General features: G+C 64.6%; 19 protein-coding genes and 1 riboswitch. Of the genes, 11 read left to right on the top strand and 8 right to left on the bottom strand.

The features are described 5' to 3' along the window. Window positions 1-12: 12 nt before the first annotated feature. The 4 genes from AC57B5_RS11365 to AC57B5_RS11350 all read right to left on the bottom strand — a co-directional run bounded on the left by AC57B5_RS11365 (window position 13) and on the right by AC57B5_RS11350 (window position 3138). Window positions 13-1110 carry a DNA glycosylase AlkZ-like family protein gene (locus tag AC57B5_RS11365; protein ID WP_496399556.1) on the bottom strand — a complete coding sequence of 366 codons (1098 nt, stop codon included), beginning with the start codon at window positions 1108-1110 and terminating at the stop codon, window positions 13-15. 77 nt (window positions 1111-1187) lie between these two features. After that, window positions 1188-2120, bottom strand: a complete 933-nt coding sequence (locus tag AC57B5_RS11360) for a DUF4349 domain-containing protein (RefSeq protein WP_496399555.1) — start codon at window positions 2118-2120, stop codon at window positions 1188-1190. Between the two features lie 65 nt (window positions 2121-2185). Continuing rightward, complete coding sequence (locus AC57B5_RS11355) at window positions 2186-3013, bottom strand: hypothetical protein (protein WP_496399554.1); 828 nt, start codon at window positions 3011-3013, stop codon at window positions 2186-2188. Continuing rightward, window positions 3004-3138: a hypothetical protein gene (locus AC57B5_RS11350; protein WP_257762791.1), complete on the bottom strand. Its 135-nt coding sequence runs from the start codon at window positions 3136-3138 to the stop codon at window positions 3004-3006. The genes AC57B5_RS11355 and AC57B5_RS11350 overlap by 10 nt, the downstream gene beginning before the upstream one ends. Window positions 3139-3383: 245 nt before the next feature. Here AC57B5_RS11350 and AC57B5_RS11345 point away from each other — a divergent pair, with 245 nt between their 5' ends. The 3 genes from AC57B5_RS11345 (at window position 3384) to AC57B5_RS11335 (ending at window position 6845) form a co-directional block, all read left to right on the top strand. Continuing rightward, complete coding sequence (locus AC57B5_RS11345; protein ID WP_496399553.1) at window positions 3384-4628, top strand: class I SAM-dependent methyltransferase; 1245 nt, start codon at window positions 3384-3386, stop codon at window positions 4626-4628. A 479-nt stretch (window positions 4629-5107) separates the two neighbouring features. After that, window positions 5108-5881 (top strand): SDR family oxidoreductase, encoded by a 774-nt coding sequence (locus tag AC57B5_RS11340; RefSeq protein WP_496399552.1) that lies wholly within the window; start codon window positions 5108-5110, stop codon window positions 5879-5881. Between the two features lie 31 nt (window positions 5882-5912). After that, window positions 5913-6845 carry a LysR family transcriptional regulator gene (locus AC57B5_RS11335; RefSeq protein WP_333907701.1) on the top strand — a complete coding sequence of 311 codons (933 nt, stop codon included), beginning with the start codon at window positions 5913-5915 and terminating at the stop codon, window positions 6843-6845. Here the strand turns inward: AC57B5_RS11335 and AC57B5_RS11330 are convergent. Beyond that, entirely contained in the window at window positions 6799-7923 is a 1125-nt protein-coding gene (locus AC57B5_RS11330) for a sterol desaturase family protein (RefSeq protein WP_496399551.1), read from the bottom strand. The two genes, AC57B5_RS11335 and AC57B5_RS11330, sit on opposite strands and share 47 nt — an antisense overlap. Before the next feature lie 517 nt (window positions 7924-8440). Continuing rightward, window positions 8441-9076, bottom strand: coding sequence for a hypothetical protein (locus AC57B5_RS11325; protein WP_496399550.1), 636 nt, complete (start codon window positions 9074-9076; stop codon window positions 8441-8443). A gap of 309 nt (window positions 9077-9385) precedes the next feature. Here AC57B5_RS11325 and AC57B5_RS11320 point away from each other — a divergent pair, with 309 nt between their 5' ends. From AC57B5_RS11320 to AC57B5_RS11305, 4 genes are all read left to right on the top strand, one after another. Beyond that, window positions 9386-10237, top strand: a complete 852-nt coding sequence (locus tag AC57B5_RS11320; RefSeq protein ID WP_496399549.1) for a serine/threonine protein kinase — start codon at window positions 9386-9388, stop codon at window positions 10235-10237. Window positions 10238-10250: 13 nt separating this feature from the next. Then, window positions 10251-11402, top strand: a complete 1152-nt coding sequence (locus AC57B5_RS11315; protein WP_496399548.1) for a hypothetical protein — start codon at window positions 10251-10253, stop codon at window positions 11400-11402. A gap of 93 nt (window positions 11403-11495) precedes the next feature. Continuing rightward, window positions 11496-11735, top strand: coding sequence for a hypothetical protein (locus tag AC57B5_RS11310; protein ID WP_496399547.1), 240 nt, complete (start codon window positions 11496-11498; stop codon window positions 11733-11735). A gap of 549 nt (window positions 11736-12284) precedes the next feature. Further along, window positions 12285-12695 (top strand): hypothetical protein, encoded by a 411-nt coding sequence (locus AC57B5_RS11305; RefSeq protein WP_496399546.1) that lies wholly within the window; start codon window positions 12285-12287, stop codon window positions 12693-12695. A 37-nt stretch (window positions 12696-12732) separates the two neighbouring features. On the opposite strand, the gene AC57B5_RS11300 is transcribed toward AC57B5_RS11305, so the two are convergent. After that, window positions 12733-13083, bottom strand: coding sequence for an ArsR/SmtB family transcription factor (locus AC57B5_RS11300; RefSeq protein ID WP_012204227.1), 351 nt, complete (start codon window positions 13081-13083; stop codon window positions 12733-12735). Between the two features lie 263 nt (window positions 13084-13346). On the opposite strand from AC57B5_RS11300, the gene fusA reads away from it, so the two are divergent. Then, window positions 13347-15449, top strand: coding sequence for an elongation factor G (fusA, locus tag AC57B5_RS11295; RefSeq protein ID WP_496399545.1), 2103 nt, complete (start codon window positions 13347-13349; stop codon window positions 15447-15449). A 443-nt stretch (window positions 15450-15892) separates the two neighbouring features. Here the strand turns inward: fusA and AC57B5_RS11290 are convergent, their stop codons facing one another. Then, window positions 15893-16807, bottom strand: coding sequence for an inositol monophosphatase family protein (locus tag AC57B5_RS11290; protein WP_012204229.1), 915 nt, complete (start codon window positions 16805-16807; stop codon window positions 15893-15895). A gap of 216 nt (window positions 16808-17023) precedes the next feature. On the opposite strand from AC57B5_RS11290, the gene AC57B5_RS11285 reads away from it, so the two are divergent. The 3 genes from AC57B5_RS11285 (at window position 17024) to AC57B5_RS11275 (ending at window position 19419) form a co-directional block, all read left to right on the top strand. Further along, the gene (locus AC57B5_RS11285) at window positions 17024-17833 is read left to right on the top strand and encodes an RNA methyltransferase (RefSeq protein WP_496399544.1); all 810 of its coding nucleotides are present in this window, start codon (window positions 17024-17026) and stop codon (window positions 17831-17833) included. A gap of 35 nt (window positions 17834-17868) precedes the next feature. Further along, window positions 17869-18693: a serine O-acetyltransferase gene (gene cysE, locus AC57B5_RS11280; RefSeq protein WP_013803521.1), complete on the top strand. Its 825-nt coding sequence runs from the start codon at window positions 17869-17871 to the stop codon at window positions 18691-18693. Between the two features lie 63 nt (window positions 18694-18756). Beyond that, a complete protein-coding gene (locus AC57B5_RS11275) occupies window positions 18757-19419 on the top strand; it encodes a nitroreductase (RefSeq protein WP_012204232.1) in 663 nt (220 codons plus the stop codon). Window positions 19420-19482: 63 nt separating this feature from the next. After that, window positions 19483-19608: riboswitch (TPP riboswitch) on the top strand. Window positions 19609-19744 lie beyond the last annotated feature (136 nt).

The following is a 19744-nucleotide window of genomic DNA, read 5'->3' as shown; positions in this document are numbered from 1 at the left end:
ATTGCCTGAGCCTCAGCGCGGCGCCAGGAACAGCTCCATGCGCTGCAGCTCCTCATCCAGCGCGCTGCGAAAGGCGGCATCGCCGGGCGCCGCGCCGGCCACATAGCCGAATGACGGCTCCAGCCGGCCCTCGCGCGCCTGCAGGTTGGCCCAGCCGATCACATGGCCGCGCCAGAGCATGGGCAGGGCGTAGTAGCCGAGCTGGCGCCGGGCCGGTGGCGTATAGGCCTCGAACTTGTAGGTCCAGCCCCAGAGCAGCGTGAAGCGGCGCCGGTCCCAGACCACGGGGTCGAAGGGCGCGAGCAGGCGCAGCCGCTCGTCGAAGGCATGGCGGCGCGAGCGTGGGTTCTCGTCGGCGGGCCAGTACCAGGTGGTTCCGTCTATGCGGCAGCTGGCCAGCTGCTCGCGCGCCAGCCGCAGCGCCGCCTGGGTCTGCTGCGCCAGATGGGGTGCGCCATAGCCCAGCAGGCGCACCAGGTAGGTCAGGCTGGGAGCCGGCAGCGGTGCGTACTTGCGCACCACCAGGTCGATCAGCGCGGCGGCGCGCCGGGCGCTGGCGGCGGGGCTGTCGTCGGCCGGCGGATGGGCGATGGCCTCGTAGACGCGCGTGCCGCTGTCACGGCGCTTGACGCGCAGCAGGCCGCGGTAGTGCATGCCGTCGAGCAACTGCGTGCTGGCGCTGCCCGAGCCGCCCCAGTAGTTCTTCACGCTTCCGTGCGAGAAATGCTGCTCCACCTCGCGCGGATGCGCGGCGCCGCGCTCGTGCACAAACGCCAGCACCTCGGCGGCCTTGCGCTGCGTCTCGGCATCCCAGGCCTTGCGGGCCTGGCGCGGGTGCATCAGCGCCAGGTGCTCACTGGGCAGAAAGCCGTAGTTGACCAGGCAGTCCTCGTCGATCGCCAGGCGCGCGTAGCGGCGCTCCAGGTCGCCGGCGCGGTAGTCCTTGACGCGGTGGCGCAGCGTCAGGTCCTGCGCCCGGGCCGGGGCGCGGATCGGGTCTGCCTGCACAAAACCCAGGCGCTGTATGGCCGCAGGCAGGGTGGTCGGCGTGAACAGGGTGCGCGCCACGGCATGGCGGCGCAGGTCGTCAAGGCTCGGTTCGGTGGGCATGGCTTGATTGGAGCACGGCAGGGCTGCCGGGCTGGCTGGTCGCCGTGCCGCCGTACTTCCTGATCCTGCCGTGCCGCTCAGGCCTTCCTGGCACGCCTGCGTCGCCACAGCGCGCGCAGCACCCAGCCCAGCGGCAGCACCACCAGCACCAGCCAGGGCAGCACGGCCGCCACGAAGGTGATCAGGGCGGCCATGCTCTCGCCCAGCACATGGCCGGCATCGCGCAGCGCGCGGCCTATGGGGCTGTAGCTGGTGCCGCCCTGCACCAGGGCGCGGGTGGGCGTGAACTGGATCTGTATGTGCTGCTTGCTGGTCTGCTGCTCCAGCACCTTGCGCTGGGCGGCCATGGCGTCCAGCTCGGCCTGCGTGTCCGACAGCGTGCGCTGTATCTCCAGCAGGTCGGACATGGTGCGCTTGGTCGTGGTGTCGCGCAGCATCAGGCGCAGGCTGTCGCGGAACTCGGTACGGTTCCTGATGCGCGCCTCCACGTCGATCACCTCGGCCGTCTTGTCCTCGCTGATGGTGTTCTGCGACACGATGGTGGCCACGCCGGCCAGCGTGCCCAGCAGCCGCTGCACATCGGCCGGCGCCACGCGCATCTCCAGCATGGCGTTGCCGGGCTGCTGGGGCGTCTCGCGCAGAAGGGATGCCGACAGCAGCTCGCAGCGCAGCGTGGCACACAGGTCGCGCACCTGGCCCCAGGCATCGGCCAGCTGTGCCTGCGGCACTTCCACGTTCAGCTCCTGGCGCACGGCCAGAAAGCGCTGGGCCATCTCGTCCTGCGCCGATGTCTCTGGTGCGGCTGCTGCCGCATCCTCGGCCTGCACGGTGGCGGCGCGGCCTTGCTTCATGCCGGCGCCGCCCGCCATGGGCGCGGGGGCGGGCGCAGATTCCATGGCTGCTGTGTCATGCCGCTGGTTGCAGCCCGCAAGGGCCAGCGTGGCAGCCAGTGCCAGCGCGGCCGGCAAGGCCATGCGGGAAGACAGAGTGGAAGGCCGGGGATGCGTCATGAATTTCCTCTTGAAAACAGGCAAGAACAGGCCGCTGTCAGGACTCAAAGCTCAAGGCTCAAGGCTCAGGGCTTGCCGCCGGGGCCGAACATGGTGTCCACCTCGGACTGCAGCTCGAAGATGTCGGACACGGTGTAGAGCCAGTCGCCCTTTTGCAGATGGCCGGGGTCCGGCGGCGTCTCCACGCAGGCCTTGACCAGGGTGAACTGGCCTGCCGGGTCGGGCAGGAACTTCAGGCCCGATATGGAAAACCGCGCCACCCGCCCCACGCCATCGTTGTAGCGCCGGCCCCGGGCGCGCACGTCGGCCAGCTCCGCCATCTGCGGCAGGTGGTCGAACACCGCGTCGTAGAACTCGACGATGGGGCTCTGGTTGGTCCGGGCGCAGCCGTGCACGTACAGGGCGTGGAAGCGCCCGTCCAGCTCCATGGCCACCACGTCGGCCGCGCGGTAGAAGGTAAGGCTGTCGGGCAGGCCCGGCGAGCGTTTGGGCGGCGCGGGCGGCGTGTCCAGGAAGTCCTGGCGGATCTGCGCCGACTTGCGAAAGAAATCATCGCTGAGCGCCACCTCGGCATTGAGCACATCGATGGCCGTGCGCGCGGCCGCGTTCAGGCCCGCGTCGGCCAGGCCGTTCCTGTGCAGCACGATGGCCAGGGCCAGCGCCGTCTTGTGCCGGTACAGCGCCGTTGCCTTGGCGTCGCCTGCGTGCAGCACGCAGCTCCAGCGCCGCAGCAGGGGCGGCAGGGCATGGCCGCCGTAGTTGGCCGCGATAGCGGCATCGTGCCGGCCCAGCGCAAACGTGCGCGCCATCACGCGCGCCACGTCTTCCTCCAGGGTCTGCACCAGGGTGTCGGCTGCCAGCTTGGACAGCGCCTGGGTATGGGTCATGGCCATGGCGTCACTGGCTCCAGTTCGATGGCAGGTTCCTGAAATCCGGCCGGCAGGCCATAGCCGCCGGTGCTGCGTTGTTCGTTGCGGTGCTCGATGCAGTGTTCGATGCTCAGGTCATGGGCTTGCATGGGTCTGTCGCAGGCGCCTTCGCGCCGGGGCAGTTGGAACGCCGGCCAGTGTGCCCCAAGCCGGGCCGCTGGCGGGGTGTGGGCGCCATCGGGTCTGTATCGATCCGCTACCGGCGCGGGCTGCCGTGCTGACGTCTTGCCGTCACATGAAGCGGCAAGACTGGTCATTTGCTTTTCATGCGGTTCATGCGGTTCATGCGGGTCATGTCAAAAGGGGGGCGCCGCCAGCCCCGGGGAGATGCACGATGTTCTGGGACAAGAAGCTCAGGCGCTGGGCCGAGGCCGTGCGTGCGCGGGCCGATCTGCCGGCGCGGCTGGTGCTGTGGAATGGCGAGCAGTTCGACTTCGGCCGCTTCGAGCAGCCGCGCGTCACGCTCACCGTGCGCAGCGCCTCGGCCCTGCCGCTGCTGCTGGACCCCAGCCTGGACCACCTGGGCCAGGCCTATGTGAAGGGCCAGATCGACATCGACGGCTGCCTGCCCGACATCATCGACTTCGGCTATGCGCTGGCTCGCCGCATGTCCAAGACCCAGGGCGCGGGCAAGGGGCCGGGGCGGCTGGCGCTTGCGGCGCGCGCGGCAAGGCGCTTTCGGCACAGCCGCAGCACGGACCGCGAATCCATCCAGTACCACTACGACGTGTCCGACGACTTCTACCGGCTCTGGCTGGACGAGGGCATGGTCTATTCCTGCGCCTACTTCGAGAACGGCGACGAGGACCTGGCCACCGCCCAGCGCAAGAAGCTGGACCACATCCTCACCAAGATCCGCCTGCAGCCGGGCCAGCGCCTGCTGGACATCGGCTGCGGCTGGGGCGCCCTGGTGCTGCGCGCGGCCCAGCACTTTGGCGCGCACTGCGTGGGCGTGACCCTGTCGCGCAACCAGTTCGAAGCGGCCACCGAGCGCGTGCGCGCCGCAGGCCTGGCCGACCGCATCGAGATCCGCCTGCAGGACTACCGCGACGTGCAGGGGCGCTTCGACCGCATCACCAGCGTCGGCATGTTCGAGCATGTGGGCCGCCGCAACCTGCCCATGTACTTTGCGCACATGCGCGAGCTGCTGGCCGATGACGGCCTGGCGCTGAACCACGGCATCACCTCCACCGATGCCGACGTGGGCGCCACGGCGTTGGGCGGCGGTGCGTTCATCGACCGCTATGTGTTTCCTGATGGCGAACTGCCGCACCTGAGCCTGGCGCTGGAGGCCATGCAGCGTGGGGGGCTGGAGGTGCTGGATGTGGAGGGGCTGCGGCGGCATTACGTGCGCACGTTGCAGTTGTGGCTGGAGCGGTTTGAGGCTTGTGTGCCGGAGATTCGGGCGTTGGTGGATGAGGAGAGGTTTCGGATTTGGAGGGTGTATCTGGCGGGGTGTGCTTATGCGTTTGAACACGATGACGTGTCTATCTTTCAGGTTGTTTGTCGGAGGGCGGGGCAGGGGGCTGCTTCGTTGGCTTGGTCGCGGCGGTATATGTACGAGCGGGAGCTGTCCTGATGTCTTGGCGCGCGGGCGGTGTGTAGCTTGTTCTTGACCCTGCCGGGGGGGTGTTTTTTCGAGGCCGGGTCTCGGCCCGGCGGCCGACCTACCTTTCTTTGATTCGTCAAAGAAACGTAGGCCAAAGAAAGACGACCCGGATGTCCGCGACCCCTTCGCTGCGCTGCGGGGCAACCTGCGTCGGGCCGCCTGCGGGGTTCGCCGTGAAACTCACTTCGCGCTGCGCGCTCCGTTCAGACAATCACGGCGAGTCAGATGACGAAGCAGTCCTGTCCTGCGGCAGGACTGCAACCCCGCAGGCGGCCCGACGCAGGCGCGGGCATACGGGAGGGGGGAGCGGAGCGGAATGCCGGGGGCAGGGGTCGCTGGCGCGGCTGATTGTTCTGGTTTTCTGGATGATCCATCCCGGCTGCGCCGGTTTATCGCGGGGGGCTGGCTGCCTAAGCTGGGTGCTTCATCCAAGCACAAGGAGCGTTTCCATGGCAGACCATTCCATTCGCGGCAAGGTGGCGCTGATTGCAGGCGGCGGCAAGAATCTGGGCGGGCTGATTGCCCGCGATCTGACGGGGCACGGCGCGCGGGCCGTGGTGGTGCACTACAACAGCGAGTCTTCCCGGGCCGAGGCGGAGACCACAGTGGCCGCAGTGCGTGCGCTGGGCGCAGAGGCCGTGGCGCTGCAGGGTGACCTGACGCGCGCTGGCGCTGTCGAGCGGCTTTTTGCGGAGGCCGTGGACGCCGTGGGCCGGCCGGACATTGCCATCAACACCGTGGGCAAGGTGCTCAAGAAGCCGCTGATGGAGATCAGCGAGGCGGAGTACGACGAGATGGCTGCCGTCAACGGCAAGTCGGCGTTTTTCTTCCTCAAGGAGGCGGGGCGCCATGTCAACGACCACGGCAAGATCGTGACCCTGGTGACCTCGCTGCTGGGCGCGTTCACGCCGTTCTATTCCTCCTACGCGGGCACCAAGGCGCCGGTGGAGCATTTCACGCGGGCGGCGGCCAAGGAGTTCGGGGCGCGGGGCATCTCGGTCACGGCCGTGGGGCCGGGGCCCATGGACACGCCGTTCTTCTACGGCCAGGAAGGCGCGGACGCCGTGGCCTATCACAAGAGCGCGGCGGCGCTGTCGCCGTTCTCGCCTTCGGGGCTGACGCATATCGAAGACGTGGTGCCCTTCATCCGCCACCTGGTCAGCGACGGCTGGTGGATCACCGGGCAGACCATCCTGATCAACGGCGGCTACACCACCAAGTAGGCCGACCGCTGCGCGGACTATGCTGCGTCCCATGGACCGACTCGACCGATACCGGATCTTCATGCAGGTGGCCGAGATGGGCAGCTTCATCAAGGCCGCCCATGCGCTGGACCTGCCACGCGCCACGGTGTCTGCCGCCGTGCAGCAGCTGGAAGAGCAGGTGGGCGCAAGGCTCCTGCACCGCACCACGCGCCAGGTGAGCCTGACGGCCGATGGTGCCCAGTTGCTGGAGCGTGTGCGCCCGCTGCTGTCAGAGGCCGAGGATGTGGAGCAGATGTTCCAGGCCCGCACGCGCCAGGCCACGGGCCGGCTGCATGTGGATGTGCCCAGCCGCATCGCCCGCCGCCTGCTGGCGCCCGCGCTGCCGGGGCTCATGCGCCGCCACCCGGGGCTGCAACTGGTGCTGGGCTCGTCAGACCGCGCCATCGACCTGGTGCAGGAAGGCGTGGACTGCGCCGTGCGCGTGGGCACGCTGCATGACAGCAGCCTGGTCGTGCGCCCGCTGGGCTGCATTGCCCTCATCAACTGCGCCAGCCCCGCCTACCTGCGCGAGCACGGCCTGCCCGAGCAGCCGCAGGACCTGCTGCACGGCCACTGGAGCGTGGGCTATGCCTCGCCGCGCACGGGGCGGGAACTGCCGTGGGAATGGAGTGGGGCGAGCGATGTGGATGGGGTGAATGGGGTGGATGGGCCGCAGACCCTGGCCGTGCCCAGCCGCGTGGTCACCAACAATGCAGAAAGCTACATCGCCTGCTGCCGCGCCGGTCTGGGGCTGATCCAGATCCCGCGCTATGACGTGCAGCACCTGCTGGACACGGGCGAGCTGGTGGAAGTGCTGCCCGCCCACCGCGCAGCGCCCATGCCCGTGGCGCTGCTGTACCCGCACCGCCGCCAGCGCTCGCGCCGGCTGGCGGTTTTCATCGACTGGTTCGAGGCGCTGATGCGGCCGAACCTGGAGCCGTAGGCGCAACCCCGGCCGCCCCAGCCACCGCAGTCGCCCCGGCCGCAGGCTGGGGCTGGGCCCCATCGTCGTCATGAATGGGCCGGTAGCCGGGCCCGAAGGACACATCGCCCAGCCGCCAGCCCTCGCGTCGGCGAAACGCCCCCCAGAACCGCTTGAGCGTATGCCACTGCATGGCCACCAGTCCGCGCTCGTTGTCGGCATCCACCTCGGGGTCGCTCACGCCCGTGGGGCGCACGGGCTCGTTGGTATAGAGCGCCGTGCCAAACAGCATGTCCCACCAGGGCAGCACCTGCCCAAAATTGCAGTTGTGGCGCGTGGGCCGCTCGGGGTCGCGCAGCATGTGGTGGTGGCGGTGGAACAGCGGGCCCACCAGCACGCGCTCACCCATGCGGCCCAGCCAGCCCAGGCGCAGCCGCACATTGGCGTGCGAGAAGTTCTGCACCAGCTCGCTCAGCAGCCCCAGCAGCGCAAACTCCGAAGGCTCCACCCCCATCGCCAGCCCCACCGTGGCCAGGATGAAGGACTGCAGCATGCCGTCCAGGTAATGGCTGCGGTCGTTGCTCCAGCAGCTCATCTGGCGCTGGCTGTGGTGCATGCTGTGCATGGCCCACCACCAGGGAATCACATGCTGGGCGCGGTGCATCCAGTAATACACCAGGTCGTAGACCACGTAGTACACCAGGAACAGCGCCACCGGATGGTCCGCAAACCACGGCACCCAGTGCTTGAGCCCCGTGGCCTCCTCGGCCGCAGGCCCGCCGCCCAGCATGCTGGCAAACGGCATCAGCACCAGAAAACTGAACAGCGGAAACAGCCCCAGCAGCATCAACAGCGTGTAGTTGCGGTCCACTGTGGTCAGCCGCCGGTCGCTCCAGCGCTCGGCCGGAAACAGGCTCTCCAGCGGCCGCATCACGCCTGCGATCAGGAACAACTGCAGCCCGGCAATCAGCACCGCTTCGGCAATCTCACGCGGATCACCGGCCGCCTGGGCGATGTCCAGCCAGTGGACGGTGGGGGTTACGGCGTGGGTGGCGAGCCAGGTGATGGCTGCCTGCCACAGCTCGGTCAGTGAAGTCATGTCTTGTGCCTGCAAGAAGGGCCGGGGGAAGGCTGGGGGTTGCGGGCGGGATTATGGGGTGGGGGTGTGGAGGGAGTGTGTGGGGGCAGGGAGCATGTTGATATTGAGGGGCTAGCAATAGACCTATTTACGCCCGGCGTCTATCGCTCATCTATCGGAGATAGTGCGCTGGTTTCCGATGGGCTGTTCATGCCATGCCCAGTACCGCCGCCAGCGATTGAGGTCCTCAAGCGGACTTCCCCGCGTTCGATCAACTCTTTCAGTGCATACATGACTTGCTCGGGATCAATCTCGCTGCGCGATGCGCGGGTGGATGTCGCTGATGGCCGGCATGGGGTAGCACTGTAGGTGTTCCAAGACCAGCGTGGCCAACCGTGACGGCTCAATGCCCTTGAGGGTGATCTCGCTGGTGAGCTGAAGGCTGCGAAACAGGCGCGGCGCTTGATAAATTTGATCGTGTTATAGAGCCTTGCCAAGATGCTGGTGTTCAGCTTTTCCAAGAATTCAGCGATGAGCCTTAACTTAGCCAATCGTGCATGCAATCTGGGATCAGTACATATACCGGCATGTAGCTGCCGCCTCCGCCGAAAAAGCCAACGCCGGGTATCACTCGACGTGCATTCCGGACCTCCCGGATCACCCGCATTGCCTCACGCCACATCAGAATCGGTGCCTCTGCTACAGCGTTACTTACGTCTTCGAGCGCCCAGGACGGCAGTTGGCAGCCGTTTAGGAATTTAAGTCCGATATCTGGATTTGAAAGATGGACATTGAAAAGCGCATCTTGGTGCGGCATTCCTGCGAGGGGGAACCAGTAGGTTTTGAACGCGCGGCCTAGTTCGAAGAGGTCGCTGACTGCCGGGAAGGCGGCGACGCTGGGTAAACCATACACGTTTGCCCTATCTGCGAACTCAAAAAGTTCCCGGTTGATTTTTCCCAGCATGTTCTGACCTTCGAGAACCTTAGGCCGTCGAGCGAACACTACTAACACCCTGAATTGCTGCTTGGCATGTCGCTCCTGCGCAACGCTGTTACCCTCGCGCGTAGCCCAGAAGTACATCGGCACAGCGGCACCGAACCTCTGCTTCAGGTGCGAGAGGAGTAGAGGCAAGATGGCGTACTCTGCAGTCCGCTCGGTGAAGAAGCTTGGCATAGGTTCAGGCCTGCAAGGCTGTAGTACTACTAAAAGGGTGTGACCGCGTAGATGGAATTTCCCATATGGGAAATTTCTAGTGAGGGAAGTTTTTCTTGAATACTCCAATCTCGATTCTGTTATCTTTGGTTACACAAGTCTATATTTTTCTCGGAGAGCTTTCCCGAGTCTTCAATAGTGCCAAGGAGGGTTGCCGTGCCAAGAGATTCGCTACAGCTTCGCAACGACTTAGTCGCATGCCTTCCGAGCCTTGTGATAGATAGGTCGCTTGCCGAGTCAGGGCAGCGCGTTGTCTATTTGGCTCACTTTGTGGACTCCAAAATTCCGGCAGACGTTTTGCCTACAGGTGAGGATGAGCCCGGCCAGAGGCCATTCCTCCAAGGCTGGGAAGCATGGGGCGTAGTTGTCGTGAAGGTGGTGTCCGGCGCGGACAACACTACTCTGGCCAGACTTCAAGCTGAAACTGCCATCCTTGAGGATGTCAGACCAGCTAGCTTTCCAAAGCTGTTGTTCTGTAACCTGTTCACAGAAAACCCAGTCACCGATGAGAGGCTCACCGAGCGTCTGTACGTCTCAGTCGAAGAGTTCGTAGACTCGATCCCACTTTGCGACATGGCAGATAAGTACAAGGGTGACGAGAGGGGGATCGCGACACTCGCGCTGGGAATTTCCAACGCGCTGATGCCACTGTGGGTTCACCACCGCAAGTTCGTTCATCGCGACATCAAACCTGCAAACTTGCTGATCCGGCCGTCGGGTGAAGTTGTTGTCATTGATCTCGGGATAGTGCGCGAGACGGGCTCGCCCGGGGTTACGCGTGACGGCCCTGGTCCTGGGCCATTCACACCCGGGTATGGCGCACCCGAGCAGATGGCAAATGAGAAGGAGGCAGTGACCTTCAAGACGGACTTTTTCTCTATCGGAGTAGTCATGTACCAACTTATGGCTGGCTTGGAACCTTTCGCCTCTAAGCCGGGCATGCAGATCCACGAAATCATGATTGCTGCGGCTGGATACGAACCTCCATCACTGGAGAAAGTCGCGGGCGCGTCGCAGGCTTTCTCTGACTTTGTTGCTAAAGCAATGATGAAGATGCCTTGGCAACGGCAGCGCACGCCAGCGCTGTTCATCGAAGAACTTCAGGCGATACTGGCAAATTAACAGAGGAGCACACATGGCGCTGAGACTACTCCATCAGGTCGGGCACAACAGCAACTGGAATGTGGATTCATTCCAGACGGACGGGTGTGGCGATGGCCTTATCCTGAGCCCGCTTCACCAGACGAAGACCACTGTGGAAAAGCTGCCGCTTGTGACTCGCTCAGCATCCATTTTCGACCCTCAATTTTATTTGCCCAGTTCGCGGAAGCCAAAGCTTCTGACGTACCCCTTCTTCCCGGAACAGGTCGATGGCGGGTTTCAGACTTCCACTTTTGTCGCGCATGCCTCTGAGGTGGCCAAAGCCTGCATAGATTTTCAGATTGAGCAGGGATTCAGAAAGGTCGTCGTGCCCACTAGGTACATCAATCAGATGTACCCGTCGTACTTCGATCAGCAGCGGATGTTTACCATTGATGCCTTCATGGAGCATGCGGGTGACCGACCTCTTTGTCTTTCGGTGGCACTCACGGCACCCATGATCCAGGATACGGACTGGCGCCGGCGCGTTCTGAACTGGATTACCTCGTTCCCAAATGTGGATGAGATTTATGTGATGTACGAGTACGAGCGCAACACAAAGCAGGTTCAAGACGCGCAGTTTCTGACCGACTGCATGACCTTCTGCTCCGATGTGCTGAACACAGGTCTTGGCCTAGTCTTGGGCTACACAAATACTGAAGGGCTTCTTTACTCCGCAGCCGGTGATCTAACCATCACCATGGGTGCGTTTGAGAACACGCGCATCTTCTCGGTGGACAAATTTTTAGAATCGGAAGGGGAGCGGCGTGGTCCCAAGGCGCGCATTTACCTTGCCGGATTGCTTAACTGGGTTCAGTTCGAGGATGCCAAGCGAATCCGTGACCGGGTGCCGCGCGTTTGGCAACAGGTTTATCGTGCGACGCCCTGGGCTGACGAGGCGTTGGCTCGCTTGATCGAGCCCACGTTTAATCAGCCGCCGCTATACAAGCACTACTTTCGCAACATGCAAGACCATGTCGACGAGCTTCGCCCTTTATCGATCGCTGAGCGTCGGGCATTTCTCATTCGCAAGGTCAATGCAGCGCTGGAGGCTTACCGGGAAATCGATCGAGCAGGCGTGCCGCTTGAGAAGCATGGTCAAGCTGGCCACCTGCAAGAATGGCGACGAGTTCTAACTAATGCCTGAAGCCAGCTTACGAGTGAGTGCTCGGGACGATAGCACCGCCTGTGCATGCCATCGTTTAGCGAGGCTCATAGGGCCTTGCGTAGCGGCGGCGTGGTGAATGAACAGGCCTTGCCCGCGCTCGATGGAAGCGAGACCCACGCCGGCGATTCGAAAACGGTCCAGCTGAGCAATGGCTGGTCTGGCGAAGGTGTGGTCCAGTACGACCCAGGACTCATCAGCGAATTGCAGATTTCTGTATGCCTGTACCAGTACACGCTGCCAGTCACTTATCTTGGCCTCGACCGCCACGAGTCGCTCGAACGGAGGCGTTCGAAGGCCGGAGATGGTCAATGAATCCCTTGACTGAGCTGCGACGCCCGCTGCTACTAGTTGCGCTACGACTCTCTGCGCGGCGGGTTCGGAGGTTCCCAAAAAGGCTGCGAGTTCGGTCCGGCTTTTAATGGCGTCGCCTACGCCTTGTCTGAGCAGAACGGCAAGACGAGGGGAGACCATTGCGGCAGCCCGCAAGGCCTTGGTACTACGCGGTGAACGTTTGGCTAGAACAAGGTCCGCGACGCCCACGCCTGCATCCACTTCTAGCTCCACACAATACTCTTGGCGCCGTGCGCGCGATACACAGGCGATGATGGCCTTTACGAGGGCTGCTTCCGATTCAAATCCAGTGCTTTTCACGTCTCTGTGCTCGTTCTCTTTTTGTTGGTGGGTTGTCGGCGCGACATTGGCATGACGACATGGGCTAGTGCTTGGCCTCGTCAATGTTCGATATCGGCGAGGAAGGTCAATGACTGGCGGTCTTGCTGCGTGCCTTGATCAATTGCACTCAAGGCCATGAGTTAAAGAAAACGTGGCCCAGCGCACCCTGCAAACCAAGAATTGTGAGCCATGACTCACGCACAACCAGGTTCGATGGGACAAGCAACCTTCGCCACCACTCCCCAACCCAAACTTGAAGACTTGGCCATCGACGCCGTCCTGCACCTGGGCGCTGCCCTCGAAGTGCTGGAGCTGCACGCCAGCCACAAGGTCACGGCCATCAATTGCGTCTGCCGCGACCTGCTGCGCATCTACTACGCCAAGGCCGATCAGGCGCAGTCGCTGGAGCCGCAGGACAAGGAACTGCTGGGCCTGCTGCACGACACGGCGGTGGATTTAGGCTATGCCGTCGAGGTGGTGGACCATCTGAATGGCGACGAGGCCGACGACCCCATCCTCTATGCCGTGAGCTATCTGCTCAAGGCGGCCAAGCGGTTTGCGGATGAGGGCGTTGCTGCGGCGCTTGCCGTGAAGGGGTAGGGCGCAGGGCTGCCGCCTGCGTTGCAGGGGCGGGGCATCAAGGGCAGGGTTTGAGGTGCGCGGCCGTGGCCTGTTCGGTGAGCGGGTCTTCGGCCAGGGCCTGCAGCAGCGCGTCCAGCAGGCCGGGAAAGCGCGCGTCCAGGTCTTCACGGCGCAGGGAGAGCAGGTTTTCGCGGCCGTCGGGGCGCTGCCAGATCACGCCGCTGTCGCGCAGCACGCGCCAGTGGTGGGTCATGGTGGATTTGGACTGGCCCTGCAAGAGCGAGCCGCAGGCGCGCTCATGGCCTGCGGCCAGCGCGCGCACCACGGCCAGGCGCAGGGGGTTGCCCAGGGCGTTGAGCAGGTTTTCCAGGCGTATCTGTTCGCGGTCGGGGTGGTTGGCAAGCATGAATCGTCCAGTCGATGGGGCGCCACTGTGCCATGGAAGCAATGCCGCACGTCGCTGATGCGGCGTGGCGCGGGCAGTTATCTGGCAGACAGGGGCATGGCGTGGTGAAAACATGAATCGTTCTGCAAGAAGTTGCGGAAGATAGTACGATTGTCTTCGTACATTCCAATTGTCATCAACCCTCATTCAACCCCCGCGAGAATCCGACCCTTCGAACCGGCAGATCACGCACTTACGCTTTCGTAGCACCCAGGAGTCCTTTCATGGCCCGCCATACCCCCATAGAACGCTATCGCAACATTGGTATCTCCGCGCACATCGATGCCGGCAAGACCACCACGACCGAGCGCATCCTGTTCTACACCGGGGTGAGCCACAAGCTGGGCGAGGTGCACGAAGGCGCCGCCATCATGGACTGGATGGAGCAGGAGCAGGAGCGCGGCATCACCATCACCTCGGCGGCCACCACCTGCTTCTGGAAGGGCATGGACGGCCGCTTTGACCAGCACCGCATCAACATCATCGACACCCCGGGCCACGTGGACTTCACCATCGAGGTGGAGCGCTCCATGCGCGTGCTCGACGGCGCCGTGATGGTCTATGACGCCGTTGGCGGCGTGCAGCCGCAGTCAGAGACGGTCTGGCGCCAGGCCAACAAGTACAAGGTGCCGCGCCTGGCCTTCGTCAACAAGATGGACCGCACGGGCGCGGATTTTCTGCGCGTGCGGCAGATGATGATCGACCGCCTCAAGGCCAACCCCGTGCCCATCGTGCTGCCCATTGGCGCGGAGCAGCAGTTCACCGGCGTGGTGGACCTGCTCAAGATGAAGGCCATCATCTGGGACGAGGCCACGCAGGGCATGAAGTTCGAGTACCAGGAGATTCCCGCAGCCATGGTGGCAGACGCCAAGAAGTGGCGCGAGTCCATGGTGGAGGCGGCTGCCGAGGCCAGCGAAGACCTGATGAACCGCTACCTGGAAGAGGGCGACCTGCCCGAGGCCGACATCCTGCGCGGCCTGCGCCTGCGCACCATTGCGGGCGAGATCCAGCCCATGCTGTGCGGCTCGGCCTTCAAGAACAAGGGTGTGCAGCGCCTGCTGGACGCCGTGGTCGAGCTCATGCCTTCCCCGCTGGAAGTGCCGCCCGTGGAAGGCCACGCGGAAGACGGCTCCATCATCGTGCGCCATGCCGATGACCGCGAGAAGTTCTCTGCCCTGGCCTTCAAGCTGATGACCGACCCCTTCGTGGGCCAGCTCACCTTTGTGCGCGTCTACTCGGGCGTGCTCAACAAGGGCGACAGCGTGCTCAACTCCGTCAAGGACAAGAAGGAGCGCATTGGCCGCATCGTGCAGATGCATGCCAATGAACGCTTGGAGGTTGATGAAATCCACGCCGGCGACATTGCCGCCTGTGTGGGCCTGAAGGACGTGACCACGGGCGAGACCCTGTGCGACCCGTCCGCGCCCATCGTGCTGGAGAAGATGGTCTTCCCCGAGCCCGTGATCGCCCAGGCCGTGGAGCCCAAGTCCAAGGCCGACCAGGAAAAGATGGGCATTGCCCTGTCGCGCCTGGCGGCCGAAGACCCGTCGTTCCGCGTGCGCACCGATGAGGAATCGGGGCAGACCATCATCGCCGGCATGGGCGAGCTGCACCTGGAAATCATCGTGGACCGCATGAAGCGCGAGTTCAACGTGGAAGCCAACGTGGGCAAGCCCCAGGTGGCCTACCGCGAGACCATCCGCAAGAAAGTCACCGATGTGGACGGCAAGTTCGTGCGCCAGTCCGGCGGCAAGGGCCAGTACGGCCACGTGGTCTTCACGGTCGAGCCTCAGGAACCCGGCAAGGGCTTCGAGTTTGTCGACGCCATCAAGGGCGGCGTGGTGCCGCGCGAGTACATCCCTGCGGTGGAAAAGGGCGTGGTAGAGGCATTGACCAGCGGCGTGCTGGCCGGCTACCCCGTGGTGGACGTCAAGGTCACGCTGACCTTCGGCTCGTACCACGACGTGGACTCGAACGAAATGGCCTTCAAGATGGCGGCCATCTTCGGCTTCAAGGAAGCGGCCAGGAAGGCCAGCCCCGTCATCCTGGAGCCCATGATGGCCGTGGAAGTCGAGACGCCCGAAGACTACGCCGGCACCGTCATGGGCGACCTGTCCTCGCGGCGCGGCATGGTGCAGGGCATGGACGACATGGCCGGCGGCGGCAAGTCCATCAAGGCCGAAGTGCCCCTGTCCGAAATGTTCGGCTACGCCACCTCCCTGCGCTCGCAAACGCAAGGCCGTGCCACCTACTCCATGGAGTTCAAGCACTACGCCGAAGCACCGCGCAACGTGGCCGAGGCGGTGATCAACGCGCGGGTCAAGTAAAAGAGTCTGCGCCACAGGCCAGGCCGTGAGGCCATGGCCGTGGCCGTGGCTCTCACCCTCCCGTATGTCCACGCCTGCGTCGGGCCGCCTGCGGGGTTGCAGTCCTGCCGCAGGACAGGACTGCCTCGTCATCTGACTCGCCGTGATTGTTTGAACGTAGCGCGCAGCGCGAAGTGAGTTTCACGGCGAACCCCGCAGGCGGCCCGGCGCAGGTTGCCCGCAGCGAAGCGAAGGGACGTGGACATTCGGGTCGTCTTTCTTTGGCCTACGTTTCTTCGGCCGGCGTACCGGTGACGAATCAAAGAAAGGTAGGTCGGCCGCCGGGCCGAGACCCGGCCTCGAAAAGCAACCCCCCGGCAGGGGCAAAAAGCGCACCGAACCCACGCCCAACGAAAAACAGCTCCTTGAAGGAGCTGTTTTTCATAAGAGAGGAGAAGCCGGAATCAAGCCTCAGGCTGCTGCTCAGACTCAGCAGTTTCAGCATCAGCGACGGGAGCCGCCTCACCAGAATCCGCCAAAGCCTGCCGCACACCAGCCTTCTCGCCAGCCGAAGCAAACTTGCTGTACTTGCCAACGATGCCGACCAGCGCACCATAAATGCGCGGATTGCCCGCCAGGCATTCCTTCTGCTCCAGGAAATCCGCCTCGCCCGTGAAGTTGCCGACCAGGCCGCCGGCCTCGGTCACCAGCAGGCTGCCGGCGGCCACGTCCCAGATCTGCAGGCCGCTTTCGAAGAAGCCATCGGCAAAGCCGGCTGCCACGTAGGCCAGGTCCAGCGCGGCGGCGCCGGGGCGGCGCACGCCTGCGGTTTCCTGCATCACGTCGCCCAGCATGTTCATGTACTGCTTGAAGTTGTCACCACGGCGGAAGGGGAAGCCGGTGGAGATCAGGCTGTCCTTGAGCTGGATGCGCTTGGACACGCGGATGCGGCGGTCATTCAGGTAGGCGCCGCGGCCGCGCGTGGCCGTGAACAGGTCGTTGCGCGAGGGGTCGTACACCACGGCGTGCTCCACCTTGCCCTTGAAGGACAGGGCAATGCTCACGCAGTACACGGGGAAGCCGTGGATGAAGTTGGTGGTGCCGTCCAGCGGATCGATGATCCAGACGTAGTCGGAGTTCTTGGCGCCGAACTCGTTGCCCGATTCCTCGGCCAGGATGCCGTGGCCCGGGTAGGCGCCCAGCAAGGTTTCGATGATGGCCTGCTCGGCCGCCTTGTCCACCTCGGTCACAAAGTCGTTGACCTGCTTTTGTGCGACACGCACGGATTCCACGTCAAGAGCCGCGCGGTTGATGATGGCGCCGGCGGCGCGTGCGGCCTTGATGGCCACGTTGAGCATGGGATGCAGGTTGGTCGACATAGATTGTGAGGCGTTGGCGGAGCAGCGGCTGTGCAAGGAGAGGACGGTCCTCTCTGGCAAAAGCAGGCTGTTTGACGCGGGTAAGAACGGAAAAAGCCGCGTCCGGCGATGCGGGGCGGCGACAATAGCGCGCAATTTTACCCGCCTTGTCCGTTTTGTGCTGCGCAACCTGTCCCGTCTTGGGGGCTCTGCCGGCGCCGGCAGGCCAGCGACGCCATGAAAACCCGATTCGTACTGATAGAAACCAGCCACGCCGGCAATGTGGGCGCCGCCGCCCGCGCCCTGAAGACCATGGGCTTTGACGACCTGGTGCTGGTGCGCCCGCGCTGGCCCAACGTGCTGCGCAAGGAAGAGACCATCCAGCGGGCCAGCGGCGCGCTGGACGTGCTGGGCAATGCGCGCGTGGTCGAGACGCTGGAGGAGGCGCTGGACGGCATCAGCCACCTGTGCGCCACGGCCATGACGCCGCGCGACTTCGGCCCGCCCACGCGCACGCCGCGCCAGCATTTCGAGCTGCTGCTCAGCGGGGCGCTGGATGTGCTGGCTGCGCCCGATGAAGCGGCGCCGCCCACCGATGCATCCGTGTCCGCACCGGCTCCCGCGCCGCGCTGCAACCAGTCCGGCGTGGCCTTCCTGTTCGGCTGCGAGCGCTTCGGCATGAGCAACGACGATGTCTACCGCAGCGATGTGGCGCTGTCGATTCCGTCCAATCCGCAGTTTGGCTCGCTGAACCTGGGGGCGGCCATCCAGGTGGTGGCTTACGAATGGCGCCAGGCGCTGGGCGGCTTTCCCGTGGTGGAGCACACGCCTGCGCCGCAGCGCGCCGACGCGGCCCAGGTGGCCGGCATGCTGGGCCATTGGGAGCAGGCGCTGGCGCATATCGGCTTTCTTGATCCGGCCGCGCCCAAGAAGCTGATGCCGCGCCTCAACCAGCTTTTCAACCGCTCGCAACTGACCACCGAGGAAATCCACATCCTGCGCGGTGTTGCGAAGGCCATGCTGCAGAGCACCCCACCGAAACGCTAGACTGAGCGGTCTTGTCAACAATAACCAGCCCCTAGATGCTTGACCGCCTGCGCTCCGATATCCAGTGCATCCTCGACCGCGACCCTGCGGCACGCAGCACCTGGGAGGTCATCACCTGTTATCCGGGTCTTCATGCGATCTGGCTGCAGCGCCCGGCGCACTGGTGCTGGAACCATGGCCTCAAGTGGCTGGGGCGCTTCATCTCGCACATCGGCCGCTGGCTCACGGGCATCGAGATCCACCCCGGCGCCGTCATCGGCGAGCGCGTCTTCATAGACCACGGCATGGGCGTCGTCATCGGCGAGACGGCCGTGGTCGGCGACGGCTGCACCATCTACCACGGCGTGACCCTGGGCGGCACCTCGCTGTACAAGGGCGCCAAGCGCCATCCCACGCTGGGCCGCGATGTGGTGGTCAGCGCGGGCGCCAAGGTGCTGGGCGGCTTTGAGGTGGGCGACGGCGCCAAGATCGGCAGCAATGCCGTGGTCATCAAGCCCGTGCCCGCAGGCGCCACGGCCGTGGGCATTCCGGCGCGAATCATCGCCAGCAAGAACGGCCACAGCGCCGACGTGACCGAGCACGACCTGGCATCGGCCAAGGCCGAGTCCATTAAGGTCCCGGCCTCTGCCGCGCCCCAGCCGTTCACGGCCTACGGCATCACCCAGGAAATGGACCCCGTGGCCCAGGCCATGCGCGGCCTGAGCGATGGCGCGGCCGCGCACGAGCAGCAGATCGCGCTGCTGTGGGAGGCCATTGCCAAGCTCTCTGCCGGCAGCAAGGTGGGCGACTGCGTGCCCTGCGAGTCCGAGCGCCCGCAGGCCTTCCAGAAGGACAAGATCGACCAGATCATGGGCAAGTAGGCCTGCAGAAGATCACCAAAGATCCCCCAAGATCCCCCAAGAAGACCGGAGACTCCGACCAGCATGAACGTTGAACAGGCCTTGCATGCGCGCCGCTCCGTGCGCGCCTTCCTGCCCCAGTCGCCCGATGCGGCCCTGGTGCGCTCCCTGATGGAACAGTCGGCACAAGCGGCCTCGGGCGGCAACCTGCAGCCCTGGCGCGTGCTGGCGCTGACGGGCGAGCCGCTGCAGCAGCTGCTCACCGCCGTTGCCGAAGCCGAGCCCCAGGACGCCCAGCCCGGCCTGTCCTACCCGCCCAACCTCTGGGAGCCCTACCGCAGCCGGCGCTTTGCCAATGGCGAGGAGCTGTACCAGTCGCTGGGCATTCCGCGCGACGACAAGCCCGCGCGGCTGGAGCAGCTGGCGCGCAACGGCCAGTTCTTCGGCGCGCCCGTGGGCCTGATCGTGGCGGTGGACGAGCGCATGGGCCTGCCGCAATGGGTGGACCTGGGCATCTACCTGCAGTCCTTCATGCTGCTGGCCTGTGCCAATGGCCTGGCCACCTGCGCCCAGGGCTTCTGGCGCCGCTACAACGACGCCGTGACCCAGGCGCTGGCGCTGCCCGAGGGCTACCACGTGGCCTTCGGCATTGCGCTGGGCTACGAGGACAAGGATGCCCCCATCAACGGCTGGCGCGCCACGCGCGCACCGGTGGCCGAATGGGCACAGATGCGCGGCTTCGACTGAGCAGGGCTTTCAGGCCCCTGGGCAAACCCGCAGGGCAAGGGCGTCTTGCCATCCCCTATACTGCGCTCTGCTCCGGGGTGTGCTGATGCACTGAGATGCCAACCGGTCCATGCGCTGCATGGGCCAGGCGGCGAACCCGACGAACTTGATCCGGTTGATACCGGCGGAAGAAGAGCGGGACCCTGAAGCGGGGCCGAAGTCAGAGGATGGAAGTCCGCCACGGCGGATACACGCAGGGCCGCAACGGCCAGGCAGGCCACCATCCGATGCGCATCGACCCTTGCCAACCAAGGCTGCTCGTGCGCCTTGGCGTGCGTGGCAACCA

The sequence above is a fragment of the Delftia sp. BGA-UO-ETr-SB1 genome (assembly GCF_059567865.1).
Note: the sequence above shows the minus strand (reverse complement) of the source record. Positions and strands in the feature narration are given on the sequence as shown.

Excerpts from the sequence above, each read along its gene's own strand:
- AC57B5_RS11365 (WP_496399556.1), bottom strand. The coding sequence starts at position 1,110 with ATGCCCACCGAACCGAGCCTTGACGACCTGCGCCGCCATGCCGTGGCG.
- AC57B5_RS11360 (WP_496399555.1), bottom strand. The coding sequence starts at position 2,120 with ATGACGCATCCCCGGCCTTCCACTCTGTCTTCCCGCATGGCCTTGCCG.
- AC57B5_RS11355 (WP_496399554.1), bottom strand. The coding sequence starts at position 3,013 with ATGGCCATGACCCATACCCAGGCGCTGTCCAAGCTGGCAGCCGACACC.
- AC57B5_RS11350 (WP_257762791.1), bottom strand. The coding sequence starts at position 3,138 with ATGCAAGCCCATGACCTGAGCATCGAACACTGCATCGAGCACCGCAAC.
- AC57B5_RS11345 (WP_496399553.1), top strand. The coding sequence starts at position 3,384 with ATGTTCTGGGACAAGAAGCTCAGGCGCTGGGCCGAGGCCGTGCGTGCG.
- AC57B5_RS11340 (WP_496399552.1), top strand. The coding sequence starts at position 5,108 with ATGGCAGACCATTCCATTCGCGGCAAGGTGGCGCTGATTGCAGGCGGC.
- AC57B5_RS11335 (WP_333907701.1), top strand. The coding sequence starts at position 5,913 with ATGGACCGACTCGACCGATACCGGATCTTCATGCAGGTGGCCGAGATG.
- AC57B5_RS11330 (WP_496399551.1), bottom strand. The coding sequence starts at position 7,923 with ATGACTTCACTGACCGAGCTGTGGCAGGCAGCCATCACCTGGCTCGCC.
- AC57B5_RS11325 (WP_496399550.1), bottom strand. The coding sequence starts at position 9,076 with ATGCCAAGCTTCTTCACCGAGCGGACTGCAGAGTACGCCATCTTGCCT.
- AC57B5_RS11315 (WP_496399548.1), top strand. The coding sequence starts at position 10,251 with ATGGCGCTGAGACTACTCCATCAGGTCGGGCACAACAGCAACTGGAAT.
- AC57B5_RS11305 (WP_496399546.1), top strand. The coding sequence starts at position 12,285 with ATGACTCACGCACAACCAGGTTCGATGGGACAAGCAACCTTCGCCACC.
- AC57B5_RS11300 (WP_012204227.1), bottom strand. The coding sequence starts at position 13,083 with ATGCTTGCCAACCACCCCGACCGCGAACAGATACGCCTGGAAAACCTG.
- fusA (WP_496399545.1), top strand. The coding sequence starts at position 13,347 with ATGGCCCGCCATACCCCCATAGAACGCTATCGCAACATTGGTATCTCC.
- AC57B5_RS11290 (WP_012204229.1), bottom strand. The coding sequence starts at position 16,807 with ATGTCGACCAACCTGCATCCCATGCTCAACGTGGCCATCAAGGCCGCA.
- AC57B5_RS11285 (WP_496399544.1), top strand. The coding sequence starts at position 17,024 with ATGAAAACCCGATTCGTACTGATAGAAACCAGCCACGCCGGCAATGTG.
- cysE (WP_013803521.1), top strand. The coding sequence starts at position 17,869 with ATGCTTGACCGCCTGCGCTCCGATATCCAGTGCATCCTCGACCGCGAC.
- AC57B5_RS11275 (WP_012204232.1), top strand. The coding sequence starts at position 18,757 with ATGAACGTTGAACAGGCCTTGCATGCGCGCCGCTCCGTGCGCGCCTTC.